Annotated in this window: 17 protein-coding genes; 7 read left to right on the forward strand and 10 right to left on the reverse strand. The window is 72.6% G+C overall.

Going from position 1 to position 14,600, the window contains the following annotated elements; translation table 11 throughout:
• Position 1: 1 nt before the first annotated feature.
• Positions 2-643 (reverse strand): uridine kinase, encoded by a 642-nt coding sequence (locus ACIBCU_RS01000; protein WP_362938825.1) that lies wholly within the window; start codon positions 641-643, stop codon positions 2-4.
• Between the two features lie 34 nt (positions 644-677).
• On the opposite strand from ACIBCU_RS01000, the gene ACIBCU_RS01005 reads away from it, so the two are divergent.
• On the forward strand, positions 678-1,043 hold the full coding sequence (locus tag ACIBCU_RS01005) for a nuclear transport factor 2 family protein (RefSeq protein ID WP_362938822.1): 366 nt from the start codon (positions 678-680) through the stop codon (positions 1,041-1,043).
• A 57-nt stretch (positions 1,044-1,100) separates the two neighbouring features.
• Here ACIBCU_RS01005 and ACIBCU_RS01010 read toward each other — a convergent pair whose 3' ends face one another.
• Both ACIBCU_RS01010 and ACIBCU_RS01015 read right to left on the reverse strand, forming a co-directional pair.
• Positions 1,101-1,523: a cupin domain-containing protein gene (locus ACIBCU_RS01010; protein WP_362938884.1), complete on the reverse strand. Its 423-nt coding sequence runs from the start codon at positions 1,521-1,523 to the stop codon at positions 1,101-1,103.
• 52 nt (positions 1,524-1,575) lie between these two features.
• The gene (locus tag ACIBCU_RS01015) at positions 1,576-2,262 is read right to left on the reverse strand and encodes a helix-turn-helix domain-containing protein (protein WP_362938819.1); all 687 of its coding nucleotides are present in this window, start codon (positions 2,260-2,262) and stop codon (positions 1,576-1,578) included.
• A 70-nt stretch (positions 2,263-2,332) separates the two neighbouring features.
• Here ACIBCU_RS01015 and ACIBCU_RS01020 point away from each other — a divergent pair, with 70 nt between their 5' ends.
• From ACIBCU_RS01020 to ACIBCU_RS01035, 4 genes are all read left to right on the forward strand, one after another.
• A complete protein-coding gene (locus ACIBCU_RS01020; RefSeq protein ID WP_362938816.1) occupies positions 2,333-3,544 on the forward strand; it encodes a pyridoxal phosphate-dependent aminotransferase in 1,212 nt (403 codons plus the stop codon).
• On the forward strand, positions 3,541-4,170 hold the full coding sequence (locus ACIBCU_RS01025; protein ID WP_399228353.1) for a peptidase: 630 nt from the start codon (positions 3,541-3,543) through the stop codon (positions 4,168-4,170). The genes ACIBCU_RS01020 and ACIBCU_RS01025 overlap by 4 nt, the downstream gene beginning before the upstream one ends.
• Positions 4,171-4,283: 113 nt before the next feature.
• Positions 4,284-4,784, forward strand: coding sequence for a DUF3574 domain-containing protein (locus ACIBCU_RS01030; protein WP_399228355.1), 501 nt, complete (start codon positions 4,284-4,286; stop codon positions 4,782-4,784).
• 112 nt (positions 4,785-4,896) lie between these two features.
• Positions 4,897-5,205: a hypothetical protein gene (locus tag ACIBCU_RS01035; RefSeq protein ID WP_362938807.1), complete on the forward strand. Its 309-nt coding sequence runs from the start codon at positions 4,897-4,899 to the stop codon at positions 5,203-5,205.
• Between the two features lie 15 nt (positions 5,206-5,220).
• On the opposite strand, the gene ACIBCU_RS01040 is transcribed toward ACIBCU_RS01035, so the two are convergent.
• The 3 genes from ACIBCU_RS01040 to ACIBCU_RS01050 form a co-directional block, all read right to left on the reverse strand.
• Complete coding sequence (locus tag ACIBCU_RS01040; protein ID WP_399228358.1) at positions 5,221-6,492, reverse strand: SWIM zinc finger family protein; 1,272 nt, start codon at positions 6,490-6,492, stop codon at positions 5,221-5,223.
• Positions 6,489-9,383: a DEAD/DEAH box helicase gene (locus ACIBCU_RS01045; protein WP_399228360.1), complete on the reverse strand. Its 2,895-nt coding sequence runs from the start codon at positions 9,381-9,383 to the stop codon at positions 6,489-6,491. The genes ACIBCU_RS01040 and ACIBCU_RS01045 overlap by 4 nt, the downstream gene beginning before the upstream one ends.
• A gap of 122 nt (positions 9,384-9,505) precedes the next feature.
• Positions 9,506-10,576 carry a slipin family protein gene (locus ACIBCU_RS01050; protein ID WP_399228362.1) on the reverse strand — a complete coding sequence of 357 codons (1,071 nt, stop codon included), beginning with the start codon at positions 10,574-10,576 and terminating at the stop codon, positions 9,506-9,508.
• 218 nt (positions 10,577-10,794) lie between these two features.
• On the opposite strand from ACIBCU_RS01050, the gene ACIBCU_RS01055 reads away from it, so the two are divergent.
• Positions 10,795-11,151 carry a hypothetical protein gene (locus ACIBCU_RS01055; protein WP_362938795.1) on the forward strand — a complete coding sequence of 119 codons (357 nt, stop codon included), beginning with the start codon at positions 10,795-10,797 and terminating at the stop codon, positions 11,149-11,151.
• A 226-nt stretch (positions 11,152-11,377) separates the two neighbouring features.
• Here ACIBCU_RS01055 and ACIBCU_RS01060 read toward each other — a convergent pair whose 3' ends face one another.
• A complete protein-coding gene (locus ACIBCU_RS01060) occupies positions 11,378-12,082 on the reverse strand; it encodes a class I SAM-dependent methyltransferase (RefSeq protein ID WP_362938792.1) in 705 nt (234 codons plus the stop codon).
• Positions 12,083-12,239: 157 nt separating this feature from the next.
• Between ACIBCU_RS01060 and ACIBCU_RS01065 the strand changes: the two genes are divergently transcribed.
• Complete coding sequence (locus tag ACIBCU_RS01065; protein WP_399228366.1) at positions 12,240-12,464, forward strand: DUF6343 family protein; 225 nt, start codon at positions 12,240-12,242, stop codon at positions 12,462-12,464.
• Between the two features lie 46 nt (positions 12,465-12,510).
• Here the strand turns inward: ACIBCU_RS01065 and ACIBCU_RS01070 are convergent, their stop codons facing one another.
• The 3 genes from ACIBCU_RS01070 to ACIBCU_RS01080 all read right to left on the reverse strand — a co-directional run bounded on the left by ACIBCU_RS01070 (position 12,511) and on the right by ACIBCU_RS01080 (position 14,534).
• Positions 12,511-12,879, reverse strand: a complete 369-nt coding sequence (locus tag ACIBCU_RS01070; RefSeq protein ID WP_362938786.1) for a tetratricopeptide repeat protein — start codon at positions 12,877-12,879, stop codon at positions 12,511-12,513.
• A gap of 70 nt (positions 12,880-12,949) precedes the next feature.
• Positions 12,950-13,552 carry a dephospho-CoA kinase gene (coaE, locus tag ACIBCU_RS01075; protein WP_362938783.1) on the reverse strand — a complete coding sequence of 201 codons (603 nt, stop codon included), beginning with the start codon at positions 13,550-13,552 and terminating at the stop codon, positions 12,950-12,952.
• A gap of 43 nt (positions 13,553-13,595) precedes the next feature.
• Positions 13,596-14,534: a PAC2 family protein gene (locus ACIBCU_RS01080; protein WP_362938780.1), complete on the reverse strand. Its 939-nt coding sequence runs from the start codon at positions 14,532-14,534 to the stop codon at positions 13,596-13,598.
• Positions 14,535-14,600: the final 66 nt, after the last annotated feature.

Here is a 14,600-nt window from a genome sequence, read left to right on the forward strand (position 1 = left end):
TTCAACCGCCGGGCCCCGTCCAGGCGGGGTGGTGCGGGTCGTCGGCCCGTACGACGACGTCCGCGCGGTCGGCCGGGGCGACCTCGTCCTCGTACCTCGCGAAGGCGGGCAGCGTCCACCGCTCGCTCTCCCGCGTACGCCGTCGCAGCGCTCCCGGCGAGAGGCTCAGATGTACTCCGAGGTCGAACGGGAACCAGTGCCCGAAAAGCAGCGGCCCGTGCAGGATCAGTACCCCGCCCTCGGGCAGCACCTGGTACGGACTGCGGGTCGCCCGGTCAGTCGCGGGGTTCCAGAGATCGGGCAGGACCCGTCCGCTGCCGTCCGCCTCGAGCGGGCGGAACACCTCGCGCCACAGCGCCCCGGTGTCGAACCAGCTGTCGGCGTACGAGTCCGGGTCCTCCTTGCCGTATTCGTAGCGCAGGCTGGCCGGGCGCAGAAAGCCCCCCGTGGAGACGGTGAGCACCGGGCGCCCGCGGGCCCGCAGTGCCTCGGCGAGGTGGGCGGCGGCTTCCTCGGGGCGGGCGGCGGGAGCGCCGTCGACGCCGATCCTCAGCCGGGACCCGCCGTCGGCCGGTTCGAGTCCGTCGGCATGGGCGGCGAGGGCGCGGGCCAGCCGTTCCCAGGTGATGGGTTCAAATTGCACGCATCCATCATCACCCTGTCGCATCATCATCCGTATGGATCTCGCATACGCCCGTCGGTTCGCGTCCCGGTGGCAGGACGACTGGAACTCCCACGATGTGGACCGCATCCTCGCCCACTACGACGAGGACGTGACCTTCAGCTCGCCGATGATCGCCCGGCTGACGGGCTCCCCGGCCGGGACGCTGCAGGGCAAGGCGGCGCTGCGGGCGTACTGGGCCGCCGGGCTGGAGAAGATCCCCGACCTGGAGTTCGAGGTGATGGACGTACGGGCCGGCGTCGACGCGCTGGTGATCGACTACCGCAACCAGATCGGCGGCCGGGTGTACGAGGTGCTGACTTTCCGGGACGGGCTCGTCGTCTCCGGTTTCGGGGCGTACGGGGAGACGGCCGCCGTCTGACGGACGGCTCGGGGGCATACGGGGGCGCCCGCTGCCGGGCTGGCTCCCCCGGCGCTCTCATCCGGCCGGGCAGTCCACCGCGTCGGCGTCGTCGGAGAGTTCACTGCCCTCGGGGAGCAGGTAGGTCACCCACAGCACGGCGGGTTCTGTGCCGAGGTTGCGCCCGATGTGCCGGTGGCCGGCTCCGGACGGCTCGATGAACGACGTACCCGCCGGTGTCACCTCGGCCGAGCAGTCGTGGAGGGTCCGCGTCAGCGTCCCGGACTTGACGACGGCGATCAGCTGTCCGCGATGGGTGTGCCAGCCGGTGGAGCCTCCCGGCGCCACCGTGATCTCCCGGAAGGTCACATCCGTGCGCTCCTCGGGAGTCTCCACCTGCAGCTTGCCCTCGGACGTGCCCTCGGCGACGACCGTGCCGCTCACGCCGCTGCCCGGTGTCGCGACCGCCGCCGGCACGAGGCCGAGCGCCGCGACGCTTATCGAACATGCTCACGCTACGCGCGAGTCGGCCCGCCGGCACCGACGGCGCGGGTCAGCCGCCGCCACGGAGTTCGACGGCGAGCGGGCCCTCGCCCAGGACTTCGGCCCGGCCGTCCTTGACGGCCTCGGCGAGGGTGCCGCCACCGCGCCCGATGGTCAGGACGGCCTCCGCGTCCAGCACGAGGCACGCGTCCGGGGCGTCGGCGGGGCCGTAGCCGTACACCTCGCCTCCCGTCGCCTCCGCACCGGCGCGGATGTGGAACTCGCCCTCGGGAAGCCTGACTCCGATGACTCCGCTGTGGGTGAGGCCGTCCATGGCCCGCAGCAGCGGCAGGGCGAACCAGTGGGCCCTGACCGCGTCCGTGGGCCGGCGTTCGCCGAGCGCGGGCGCGCCCCACCCGGCGAGCGCGGTGAGGACGGGGAGCAGTCCGCGCCCGCGCTCGGTCAGTTCGTAGACAGCGACGGCCGCCGGGGGCGGCATCCGGCGGCGCGCGGCCAGGCCGCCCTGTTCCATGTCCTTGAGCCGGGAGGCCAGCACATCCGTGCTCACTCCCGGCAGATCGGCGTGCAGATCCGTGTAGCGGCGCGGCCCGGCCAGCAGTTCACGGACGATCAGCAGGGTCCACCGGTCACCGACGGAGTCGAGGGCACGGGCGGTGGCGCAGAACTGGTCGTAGCTCCGGCGGCGGGCGGGACGTGCGGGCTGCTGCTGACGTGGCATGCGACGCAGTCTAGACATGTTGTTGGACTTTCCAAGCCCGAGCTTGGTAAAACCAAGTAACGCATATTCAGGGTCGGGGAGGCACCGCATGGAGTTCCGGCAGTCCAGCAAGCTGAACGAGGTCTGCTACGAGATCCGGGGCCCGGTCATCGAGCAGGCCAACGCCCTGGAGGAGGCGGGTCACAGCGTGCTCCGCCTCAATACGGGCAATCCGGCGCTGTTCGGGTTCGAGGCCCCCGAAGAGATCGTCCAGGACATGATCCGGATGCTCCCTCAGGCGCACGGCTACACCGACTCGCGCGGCATCCTGTCCGCGCGCCGGGCCGTCGCACAGCGCTATCAGGCGATGGGACTGGCCGATGTCGACGTGGACGACATCTTCCTCGGCAACGGGGTCTCCGAGCTGATCTCCATGGCCGTGCAGGGGCTCCTGGAGGACGGTGACGAGATCCTGATCCCGAGCCCCGACTATCCGCTGTGGACCGCCGTCACCACACTCGCGGGCGGCAGGGCCGTGCACTACACCTGCGACGAAGGAGCGGACTGGAACCCCGACCTCGCCGACATGGCCTCGAAGATCACCGACCGCACCCGGGCCATGGTGATCATCAACCCGAACAACCCGACGGGCGCCGTCTACTCCCGCGAAGTCCTCGACGGCATGCTCGACCTGGCGCGCAGGCACGGGCTGATGGTGTTCGCCGACGAGATCTACGACCAGATCCTCTACGACGGTGCCGAGCACCACAGCGTGGCGGTGCTGGCTCCCGATCTGCTCTGCCTCACCTTCAGCGGGCTGTCCAAGACGTACCGTGTGGCGGGGTTCCGCTCCGGCTGGATGGTGGTGTCGGGCCCGCAGCAGCACGCCCGCAGCTATCTGGAGGGGCTCACCATGCTCGCCTCCATGCGGCTCTGCCCCAACGCCCCCGCGCAGTACGCGATCCAGGCGGCGCTCGGCGGCCGGCAGTCGATCCGGGAGCTCGTCGCCCCGGGCGGCAGGCTCCACGAGCAGCGCGACCGGGCCTGGGAGCGCCTCAACGAGATCCCCGGGGTGTCGTGCGTGAAGCCGAAGGGCGCGCTGTACGCCTTCCCGCGCATCGACCCGAAGGTCCACCACATCGTCGACGACGAACGGTTCGTCCTGGACCTGCTGCTGCGGGAGAAGATCCAGGTGGTGCAGGGCACCGGCTTCAACTGGCCGCGCCCGGACCACTTCCGCATCCTCACCCTCCCGCACGCCGACGACCTGGACGCCGCGATCAGCCGCATCGGCCGCTTCCTGAACGGATACCGCCAGTGACCTGCACGACCTGCCGTACACCCGTGCACACGCAGTTCGCCTCGCCCGGTCTGGTGGAGGCGATCGTGGAAGGCGGGCTCGATCCGGCCGGGGACCCCCGCTGGGCGGAGTCGGGCGCCGCGTCGGCCTCCGAGTACGCGCGCTGGGCAGGCCATCTGTGCGGTATGGCCTGCCTGCGCATGGCGCTCGGCACCTGTGCGCCGCCCCTGTTCGCCCTGCGGGACGGGGCGTTGAAGTACGACGCGTACACGGAGGACGCCGCCGGGGTGATCAAAGGGCTGGTCTACGCTCCCTTCGCCCGGTATGTGTCCGAGGTCCACGGCCTCGACGCGGTCGTCCACCGGGACCTCTCCCCCGCCGGCATCCTGGAGCTGCTGGACGAGGGGCGAAGGGTGATGGCCTCGGTGCACTACGGGATCCGGCACCCGGAGCGGCCGGCTCCGGGGCGCGGTGGCCATCTGGTGCTGCTGACCTCCCGAACGGCGGACGGGTTCGGCGTCCACTTCCACAACCCGTCGGGGACCACGGCCGCGACCCGCGCGGCCGGCCTTCCGCTGCCGGTCTTCGAGCGCTTCTTCGCAGGCCGCGGGGTCTCCCTCCCCGGCGCCGCGGCAACAGGCGCGTAGGGGCTCACCATTACGGGTGGTTCGGCCTCGGTCAGGATGTCCCTCCGCGTGGGCGCGGCGCCCTCGTGCCACGGTGGGCGCCGACCTCGTCCGACCGTTCAGGGGAGAGCACCTTGCCGCGTCAGAGCACACCGCCCGAGCCGCGTCCGAAGCGTTCCGGCAGGCGCCCCGCGCTCACCGCAGCCGTCGCGGCCGCCGCCGTGCTGGCCGGAGGGACACCGATCGCGTACGCCGCCCTCGGCGAGGAAGTCCCCCCGGCCGCGGCGGCCCCCGCCGCGCGGGGCACGGCCCATGTGGAGACCCGCCTCTTCTTCGGCACGGAACGCCCGGACGGCGGGCCCGATGTGACGGGCGAGCAGTTCCGGTCGTTCATCGACCGCACAGTCACGCCCGCCTTCCCGGACGGGCTCACGGTCCAGGAGGGCCGGGGGCAGTGGCGCGACTCCAACGGGGTGATCGAGCGGGAGCGTTCGTACGAACTGATCCTGCTGTACCCGGCGTCGGAGGCCCGCCTGCGCGACCCCCAGATCGAGCGGATCCGCACCGCGTACGAGAAGGCCTACGCCCAGGACTCGGTGGCCCGGCTCGACGAACGCACCCTCGCCGACTTCTGAGGGCCTCACACCGGGGGCGGACCGGCCCCGTCACCCCGGTGTTCGCTAGTGTTCCGCCGCCGGGATTCACGAACCGGCGCTCACGGACGGACACGAGCAGGGAGCAATCGACATGGGTGCGGCGATACGCCACTTCACCGCCATCGGCCCCGGGGACCACGTGTTCACGGTGAACATCGAGCGTGACTTCCGGTACGACCCGTACCGCGATTTCCTCGTCTGCGCGCACTGTGACTGGTCCCCGTCGCTGCTGACCACGCAGCGGATCGACGCCATGGCCTGGGAGCATCTGGCCGGCGCCCACGACGCCTCCCGCGGGCGGACCGATCAGGAGAACGAGTCCTTCCGCAAAACGCGCTGGGTGGTGCTCCCGCTGTGCGCGGTCCTGATCATCGCTCTGCTGGTGTTCCTGCAGAGCTGACGCGGCTGCCGGGCCTCAGCCCCGCAGGGCCGTGAGGGCGGCGACCGGGTCGGGGTCCGGCGCCGCACGGGGCCACCAGTCGTCCTCGCCCGGCTCGGATTCGTAGCCGTACCAGCGGCTGTCGTGGCCGAAGCGCAGCTGGAGGGTGCCGCCGGCGTTGGTCAGGTGGTTGCGCCAGGGCTGGAAGCGCGGGTGGTCGGCCGCGGCGAGGGCGGGCCGTGCCCGGTCGAACGGGCCGGCCGGCGGGTCCCACGGGGTTTCCAGCACCTCCAGCCCCTCCGCGCCGCCCTGCCGCCACGCGGCGACGGCCCGGGCCAGGTCCGTCGTGCTGCGGCCGGTGGCGAAGGCCAGCTCGCGATAGAGGGCCCGGGTCGTGGCGGTGAGCCCGGCAGTGGGGCGGGACGCGGCGATCCGGACGGCGTCCTGCCAGGTGCTGAGCCCGGCGAGCGGGTCCTCCCCGGTGGTGAGCATCGTATGGGCGCGGGCCGCCGCGTCCGTGGCGAGGTGGTCGAGGCCGAGCGGGTCACGCGCGCCGGGCAGCTCCGGGTAGGACGGCGGCTCTCCCGGGTACGGCGGCACGGGCAGGGGTGCGGGGAGCGGCGGCAGAAAGCGGTCGGCGAGGGCTTCATGAGCCGCGATCGAGGGCATGGCGGGGGTCTCGGGACGTTCGCGCGCGGAGTGCTCGGCGTTGCGTCGGCCCAGCTCTTCGAGGAGCTCGCGCTCTCCCCGGCCGCGCATCAGCAGGAGGACGAACGGGTCGCTGTCCAGCAGCCGTGCCGTCTGGAAGCAGAGCGCCGCCACGTGCTTGCAGGGCCAGCCGCGGTCAGGGCAGGAGCAGTCCGGGTCCAGATCACCGGCGGCGGGCAGCAGCCGGATACCGGTCTCGCCCGCCGTGTCGACCAGGGAGTGCGGCATCTCCTTGTCCAGGAGCGCGGACAGATGCCCGGGCCTGGCCGCGACGGCGTCCAGGAAGGTGTCCCAGTCGGACGCCGAGAACGTACGCAGGCGGAGCTCCGCGCGGTAGGGGCGGGGGCGGCTGCCGTGGACGTAGGCGATGACCCGGCCCGGGGTGACGGTGACCGCGGCGACATGGCCTCCGTCGGCGTACGTACGGCCGCGGGCGAGACGGCCCTCGTCCATCGACAGGGACTGCAGGGCGTCCACCCAGGCGCGGCCCCACCAGCTGTCCGCGAAGGGCCCCTCGGAGGTGCGGGCGGGCACCGCCTCGAAGGTGCGCCGCAGATCGTCGGGGCCCGGGCGGGCCGCGGGGCTCCCACCGGGACTCATGACGTCCTCCGGAGCGAGACGAGGTCGGCCAGGTCACGGTCGCTGAGCTCGGTCAGGGCGGCCTCGCCGGAACCGAGCACCGCGTCGGCGATGGCCCGCTTGGACCGGAGCAGCTCGCTGATCCGGTCCTCGACGGTGCCCTCGGCGATCAGCCGGTGCACCTGCACGGGCTGGGTCTGGCCGATGCGGTACGCACGGTCGGTGGCCTGCTCCTCGACCGCCGGGTTCCACCACCGGTCGTAGTGGATGACGTGGGCGGCCCGGGTGAGATTGAGTCCGGTGCCCGCCGCCTTCAGGGAGAGCAGGAAGACGGGGATCTCGCCGGACTGGAAGCTGTCCACCATCCGCTCCCGCTCGGGCACCGGCGTGCCGCCGTGCAGCAGCTGGGAGGGGATCGCGCGGGAGGCGAGGTGGGCGGCGAGGAGCCTGGCCATCGACACGTACTGGGTGAAGATCAGGACGGAGCCGTCCTCCGAGAGGATGGTGTCGAGGAGCTCGTCGAGCAGGGCGAGCTTGCCGGAACGCCCTGTGAGCCGGGTCGGCTCCTCCTTCAGATACTGCGCGGGGTGGTTGCAGATCTGCTTGAGCGAGCCCAGGAGCTTCATGATCAGGCCGCGGCGGGCGATGCCCTCCGACTGCTCGATGAACGCCATCGTCTCGCGGACGGCCGCCTCGTAGAGCGTGGCCTGTTCCCGGGTGAGGAAGACCGGGTGGTCGGTCTCGGTCTTGGGCGGAAGCTCGGGCGCGATGCCCGGGTCGGACTTCTTGCGGCGCAGCAGGAAGGGCCGGACCAGCCGCGAGAGCCGCTCGACGGCCTCCTCGTTGCCCAGGCCGGCGGCGGTGCCGGTGTTCTCGACGATCCTGGCGTGCCGGGAGCGGAACGCCTTGAGCGGGCCGAGCAGGCCCGGGGTGGTCCAGTCGAGCAGGGCCCACAGCTCGGAGAGGTTGTTCTCGACAGGGGTGCCGGTCAGGGCGACGCGGGCCGGGGCGGGGATGGTGCGCAGTGCCCTGGCGGTCGAGGAGTGAGGATTCTTCACGTGCTGCGCCTCGTCGGCGACGACCAGCCCCCAGGTGTGCGCGGCGAGCTGCTCCGCGCTGGAGCGCATCGTGCCGTACGTCGTGAGGACGAAGCCGCCGTCGGAGCCGCCGAGGGTGCGGTCGGTGCCGTGGAAACGGCGCACGGGGACGCCGGGTGCGAAGCGGTTGATCTCGCGGTGCCAGTTGCCGAGGAGGGAGGCGGGACAGACCACCAGCGTGGGGGCGGCATGCGCGCGGTGCAGATGGAGGGCGATGACGGTGATCGTCTTGCCGAGGCCCATGTCGTCCGCGAGACAGCCGCCCAAGCCGAGCGAGGTCATGCGGTCCAGCCAGGCCAGGCCGCGGAGTTGGTAGTCGCGGAGGGTGGCGTCGAGACCGGGCGGCGCCGGAAGGGTGGCGTCCTCGTCCAGGATGCGCGCGCGGAGCGCGGCGAGGGCGCCGGCGGGCACGGCCTCGACCTGTTGGCCGTCGACCTCGGCGCTGCCCGTGAGGGCGACGGCGAGCGCGTCCACCGGGTCCAGGAGACCGAGCTCCCGCTTACGTGCCTTGCGGACGAGCGCGGGATCCACGACGACCCATTGGTCGCGCAGCCGCACCACCGGCCGGTGCGCCTCGGCCAGGGTGTCCATCTCGGCCTCGGTGAGCCGGTCGTCGCCCAGGGAGAGCTGCCAGTTGAAGGCGAAGAGCTGCTCGGCGTCGAAGAAGGAGGTGCCGTCGGTGGCGGACCCGGGCGCCGGGCGGACGACGGCCGCCGCCGTGAGCGAGCGGGCGAGCTCCCGGGGCCAGTGGAGCGCCACCCCCGCCGCCGCGAGCCGTGCTCCGGCCGCGCCGATCAGCTCGTGGAGCTCGTCCTCGGTGACGGCGAGGACGTCCGGGACGGGCTGGTCCAGCAGCCTCTCCAGCGGCGGCCAGACGCGGGCGGCGCGGCGCAGCGCGAGCACGGCGTCGATCCGGGCCCGCGGCCCGAAGGGCTCCCCGGCCCCGCCGCTCCACAGTGTGGCCGCGTCGGTGACGTACGTCGGATCGGCCAGGCTGTGCACCTGGGTGATGGCGGCGGCGGCATGGCGCGTGGCGGCCGGTGTGCGGGACGTCTCCTCGTCCCCGGCGTCCTCCCCGGAGGAGTCGAAGAGGTCGTACGCCGAGAGGTCGAGCCGGAGTGAGATGCGCACCCCCGCGTCGAGGCCGGCGGCCACCTCGACGGCCCAGGCGCGGGCGTCCGGCAGGTGCTGCCCTCCGGGGGCGGCGAACGGCGCTCCCATGGCATGGGCGGCGGCGGGTGTCCGGGGCAGGGTGTCGGCGACGGCGTCGAGGAAGGCGCCGATCAGTGCACGGGGTTCGGGGACGCGCAGGGGCATGCCGTCCAGCGGGACGGCGTGGCCCTCGGGCGGCATCGAGGCGGCGACGGCCCTGAGGTGGGCGATGTCCTCCGCGTCGCGCGGTCCTGCCCGCCAGGCGTCATGGCCGTCTGCGGTCAGGCCGGGCAGGAGCCTGCCGCGCGCCACGAGGGTGAGGGCGTGCAGGGCCGCCGCTCCCCACGCGCGGGCGGCCGGGTGGGCCGCTGCGCGGTGCCTGGCGCGCGCGAGCAGGGACACCGCGTCCCCGACGGGAAGCGCGACGGCAGGCACGGTGCGGGTGCGGGCTCCGTCCGTGCTGTGCCGGCCGACGACCGTGAGCTCGGTGACGCTCCACGCGGGCCCGGCGGCGGGCAGCACCGCGTCGGGGCCCGGGAGGCCGACGGCTCCTTCGGGGTCCCAGAAGGCGATCCGGCCGTCGCGGGGCAGCTCTGCCGGCAGGAAGACCGCCGCGCACCGCAGCAGCCGGTCGACCGTGACGTCCTGCTCCTGCCGCGTCATGTCCACCGTCCCCTCCTGCCTCGCTCCGCTCGCATTTCTCCTGTCTTCGCGAGTCTAGGCGGGGGGTGTGACAGCGCCCGCCCCGGCCGTGTTTCCACAGGTGGGGCGGGCGGACAACCGTGTCAGTGACGGGTGAAGGGCCTGGTCCGGGAGCGGTCGGACGGCTCCTCCGGATCGAGCTCCGGGAGCGCCTCCGGGTCGAACTCCGGCACCCCGTCCAGCACCCCGTCCGGCTCCGGGCCCGTGTCCGGGAGAGGGGCGTCCGGGAGCGGCCGGTCCGTGAACGTCTGCTCCGTGACCGAGGTGACCGAGGGATCCACGGCGGGCGCGTCCGCGGTGGGCGTGTCCGCGGCGGGCGTGTCCGCGGCGGGCGCGTCCGCGGGCTGCTCCGGGGCCGTCTTCCCGGCGCCCACGGGCGGCTTCGGTTCCTGGCCCTGCTGTGCGCGTTCCAGGAAGCGGAGGAGCTCCACCGGGAAGGGCAGGACCAGCGTGGAGTTCTTCTCGGCGGCGACCGCGACCACCGTCTGCAGCAGCCGCAGTTGCAGAGCCGCCGGCTGGGTCGACATCTGCTGCGCCGCCTGGGCGAGCTTCTTCGACGCCTGCAGTTCCGCGTCGGCGTTGATGACCCTTGCGCGCCGCTCACGGTCGGCCTCTGCCTGCCGGGCCATGGACCGCTTCATCGTCTCCGGCAGCGACACGTCCTTGATCTCGACCCGGTCGATCTGCACACCCCAGCCCACCGCGGGGCTGTCGATCATCAGCTCAAGGCCCTGGTTCAGCTTCTCGCGGTCGGACAGCAGATCGTCCAGGTCGCTCTTACCGATGATCGAACGGAGGGAGGTCTGCGCCATCTGGGAGACCGCGAACCGGTAGTCCTCCACCTGGATCACCGCGCTCGCCGCGTCCACGACCTTGAAGTAGATGACCGCGTCCACCCGCACCGTGACGTTGTCGCGAGTGATCCCGTCCTGGGCGGGCACGGGCATCGTCACGATCTGCATGTTCACCTTACGGAGCCGGTCGACCCCCGGGACGATCATGGTGAAGCCCGGAGGGCGCACCGCGTCGTGGAGCCGGCCGAGCCGGAGCACGACGCCCCGTTCGTACTGCTTGACCACCCGGGCCGCGGCCATGCTGTAGAGCAGGCCGCCCGCGAGCACGGCCACCAATACGACCAACAGAACCTGGACCATCACGGCCCCCTGACTCCGGGATGCGTCACCGCACCCACCCATCATGCCCTATTAACACGATATGCCCGATGCGCACCCTTTCGAACCCCCGTCCGGGTGCCAGTGGCCCCGGCCGGCCGCGCACCGGATGCCGGCGCACCCGGGACCGGGCAGGGTGGCAGCGCCAGCACGTCTCTGTGACGTACCGATGAGCCGGACGAGCAGACGAGGACCCGCCCATGTCCGTCACCGCGCCCCCCACCGTTCTCCGCCGACGTACCGGCATCGCCGCCGGTGCGGCCCTGCTCGCCCTGGCCGCCACGGGTTGTTCCGGCCTCGGGCGCACGGCGGTGGGGCCGGTCTCCTACACCACCGAGAAGGACGAGGTCGTCACCGTGCACAGCCCCTCGGTGAAGGGCTGCCACGCGATGGACCCGGCCGGTTCGGGCAAGGTCGACAACCGGACCCTGATCGACATGGTCCTCTACACCACCCGCGACTGCTCCGGCCGAGGGACCGCCTACGTGGCCACCACGTTCTCCGACACCAACGCCGCGCGCGCCCTGCCCTGGCGCAGCTACCGGTTCGTCCACTGACCGGCGCGGGCACGCCCCTGCCCACGGAGCAGCGCGAACAGCCCCCGGGTCCGCTCCCGACGGTCCCGGGCGTTGAGGACGACCCGAGGAGCGGGATCAGCAGGCCGGCGCGCCCGCCGGCTCCAGACCGCCGATCGCGTACATCGCGCCGCTGCCGCACTTACGGAGAGGTGGACCGCGCCGGTCTCCGGAACCGATCGCCCCACGGCCCCCGATCCGCCTTCTCTCAGGGCTGCTGGGGCCGCGCCAGCACCCAGATGCCGTCCGGGGTGAGGTAGCGGCCGACGACGAGCCCGGCCTCCTCCAGATACGCCTCGAACCGCTCCACGGACAGCTCCCGCGACCGGAAGGTCTGGGTCCACCGGGCGTCCTCGAAGACGTACTCCACGCGCACCTCGTCCACCCCGTCACCGACGGGGTCCGACGAGAGGATCCGGATGGTGCAGCCCGCGGCCCGGTCCTCCCTCTCCCTGGGCACATCGGAGTGGTAGTCGGCGCCTTCCCGCTGAATGAGCACGACGCCGTCGTCCTTCACATACCTGCGGCAGGTCCCGAGGAGCCCTTCCCTGACCCGGTGATCGCTCGTGTGCACCAGGAACGACCCGAGTACCACGGCGTCGAACCGTTCCTCGCCGAGGTCCAGCGTCTCGATGGGGCTCCGGACCGTGCGCGCTCCGTGGACGCGCTCCAGCATCTGCGCGGACTCGTCCACCGCGGTCACGTCGAAGCCCAGGGCGACGAGGGGGTGGGTCACCCGGCCCGCCCCGCATCCCAGTTCGAGCACGCTCGCTCCCGGGCTCAGCGCCGAGGCGATCACCTCGGGTTCGCTGCCGGCGGACATGCGGGCGTACAGCTCGACCGCGCAGCCGTCCGGTGTGATCGCGCCTGGCCCCGTCCCCGTGTGCCCCTCACGTACCAGTTGTCCGCTCATACCCGCCAGAACGTACGGACGCGGGGCGGCGTTCCCTGTCGCGCCGCGGACGGCGGCCGTCGGGCTTCCGTCCGGCGCGCCGCGGGGTCATCCTGGAGAGGAGGCGATGCAGATGCGTACCGGAAGTGAACCGTCCACCGCACGGAGCCCTCTGCGGATGCGGCTCTGGCTGAGTCTCTGGGGAATCATCTGGGCCACGCTCGGCCTGGTGGCCTTCGTGGCGACCGGACGCGTCGGCTGGGCGACGGCCTGCGGTGTGCTGCTGGTGGTCGCGGTCACGGACTTCTGCGTCGTCGTCCGCCATATACGGCAGGGCCCGCACTACCAGCCGGGCAGGGACGTCCCTCCGTACGAACCTGACCGGGGCGGGCGGGGCCGGTAGGGCCGCTGAGTCCCGCCGGGGCGGGCCGGGCCCCCGCCCGGCGCCGTCAGGAAGGTTCGTCGAAGCGGGCCGCCCGCAGGTACTCCGGGTTCGGGTCGAGCGCGGCGGCCAGCCGGAAGTGGCGGGTGGCCTGCTCGGGCCGGCCGGCGCGCTGGAAGGTGCGGGCCAGGGCGAAGTGCGCGAAGGCGTTGTCCGGCTCCCGCTCCAGGACCAGCTCGAACTCCAGCTCGGCCGGGCGCAGTTGGGCGGCGGCGAAGAAGGCCCGGGCGCGCAGCAGCCGGGCAGCCGTGTTCTCCGGGTGGGCCGCTATCACCGAGTCGAGCAGCTTGACCGCACCCCGCGGGTCACGCGCCGCGAGCAGCTGCTCCGCCGCGCGAAAGTCGATCACATGCGTTTCCGGGTTGCTCTCGGGCACGGCCGTATCCTTCCCCTCGCCTGGCGCTCTTCAACATCTGGCCGGGGGCGCGTATTCCGCCGTACGCCGGTCAGCCGTTGGCGGCCCGTGTGGTGAGCTCCGACCAGACCCTGCGGACCTGGGGTTCCAGATCCTCCAGGGGGCCGTCGTTGTCCACGACGATGTCGGCGACGGCCAGCCGCTCCTCGCGCGTGGCCTGCGCCGCCATGCGCGCGCGAGCGTCGGACTCCGTCATGCCGCGCAGCCGTACGAGCCGGTCGAGCTGGGTGCCGGGCTCGGCGTCGACGACCACGACGAGGTCGTAGACCGGGGCGAGGCCGTTCTCCGTGAGCAGCGGGACGTCGTGGACGACGACCGCGCCGGGCCCGGCGGCCCGTTCCAGCTCGGTGGAGCGGGCCCCGACGAGGGGGTGGACGATGGCGTTGAGCGTGGCCAGGCGTGCGGGGTCGGCGAAGACGATCGAGCCGAGCGCCGACCGGTTCAGGGCTCCGTCGGGGCCGAGGATTCCAGGACCGAAGGCCTCGACGACGGCCGTGAGCCCGGGGGTGCCGGGCTCGACGACCTCGCGGGCGATCCGGTCGGCGTCGATCAGTACGGCTCCGTAGCGTGCGAGCAGCCGTGACACTTCGCTCTTGCCGGCGCCGATTCCGCCGGTCAGGCCCACTTTCAGCATGTGCCGACCCTAGCCTCCGGCCGGGGAGCGGCCGGCGGTCGCCTCAGGAATCACCCTCACGTTCCGCGAGGAAGCGTTCGAATTCGCGGCCGATCTCGTCCGCCGACGGCAGGTCGGCCGGCTCCGCGACGAGGTTGCCCCGGGTCTCGGAACCCGCGATCGCGTCGTACTGGTGCTCCAGCCCTTCGACGAGCGTGACGAGTTCCTCGTCACCCTGGCCGACCTGCCGGTCGATCTCCGTCTGGGTGCGGTGCGCCTCCGTGCGCAGCGTGTGCGCGACGCTCGGCAGGACCAGCCCGGTCGCCGCGGTGACCGCTTCCAGGGCGGTGAGCGCGGCGTCCGGGTAGGCGGACCGGGCGACGTAGTGCGGCACATGGGCCGCTACGCCGAGGACGTCGTGCCCGGCCTCCATCAGCCGGTACTCGACGAGCGCCTCGACGGAGCCGGGGACCTGCGCCTCGTCGAAGGGGCTGCGGTGTCCGGGCATCAGGTCGGTGCGGTTGCCGTGCGGGGTGAGGCCGACGGGGCGGGTGTGCGGGACGCCCATGGGGATGCCGTGGAAGCTGACGGCGAGGCGCACGCCGAGCCGTTCCACGATCTGTTCCACGGCGGCGGCGAACCTCTCCCACTCGACATCGGGCTCCGGCCCGGAGAGCAGCAGGAACGGGGCGCCCGTGGCGTCCTGGACGACCTTCACGTCCAGGGTGGGTGCCTCGAACGCCGTGTACCGGTCACGCCTGAAGGTCAGCAGGGGGCGGCGTGCCCGGTAGTCGACGAGCCGGTCGTGGTCGAAGCGGGCCACGGTCTGGTGGGGCAGCGTCTCGAGCAGGCCGTCGACGATCTGCTCGCCGGTCTCGCCCGCGTCGATGTAGCCGTCGAAGTGGTAGAGCATGACCAGGCCGGCCGACTCCTGGGCGAGCGCCATGTCGACGACGGCCAGGCCCTTCGGCTCCCATTCGTACAAACTCTGCGGATCAGGCACGGTTACCGCTCCTCCTCGTGTTCCCCGACAAGAACACCCCGCCCGGCCACGGCATTCCCGCCCGCA

It is taken from the genome of Streptomyces sp. NPDC051064, assembly GCF_044455985.1.
GTDB lineage: Bacteria > Actinomycetota > Actinomycetes > Streptomycetales > Streptomycetaceae > Streptomyces.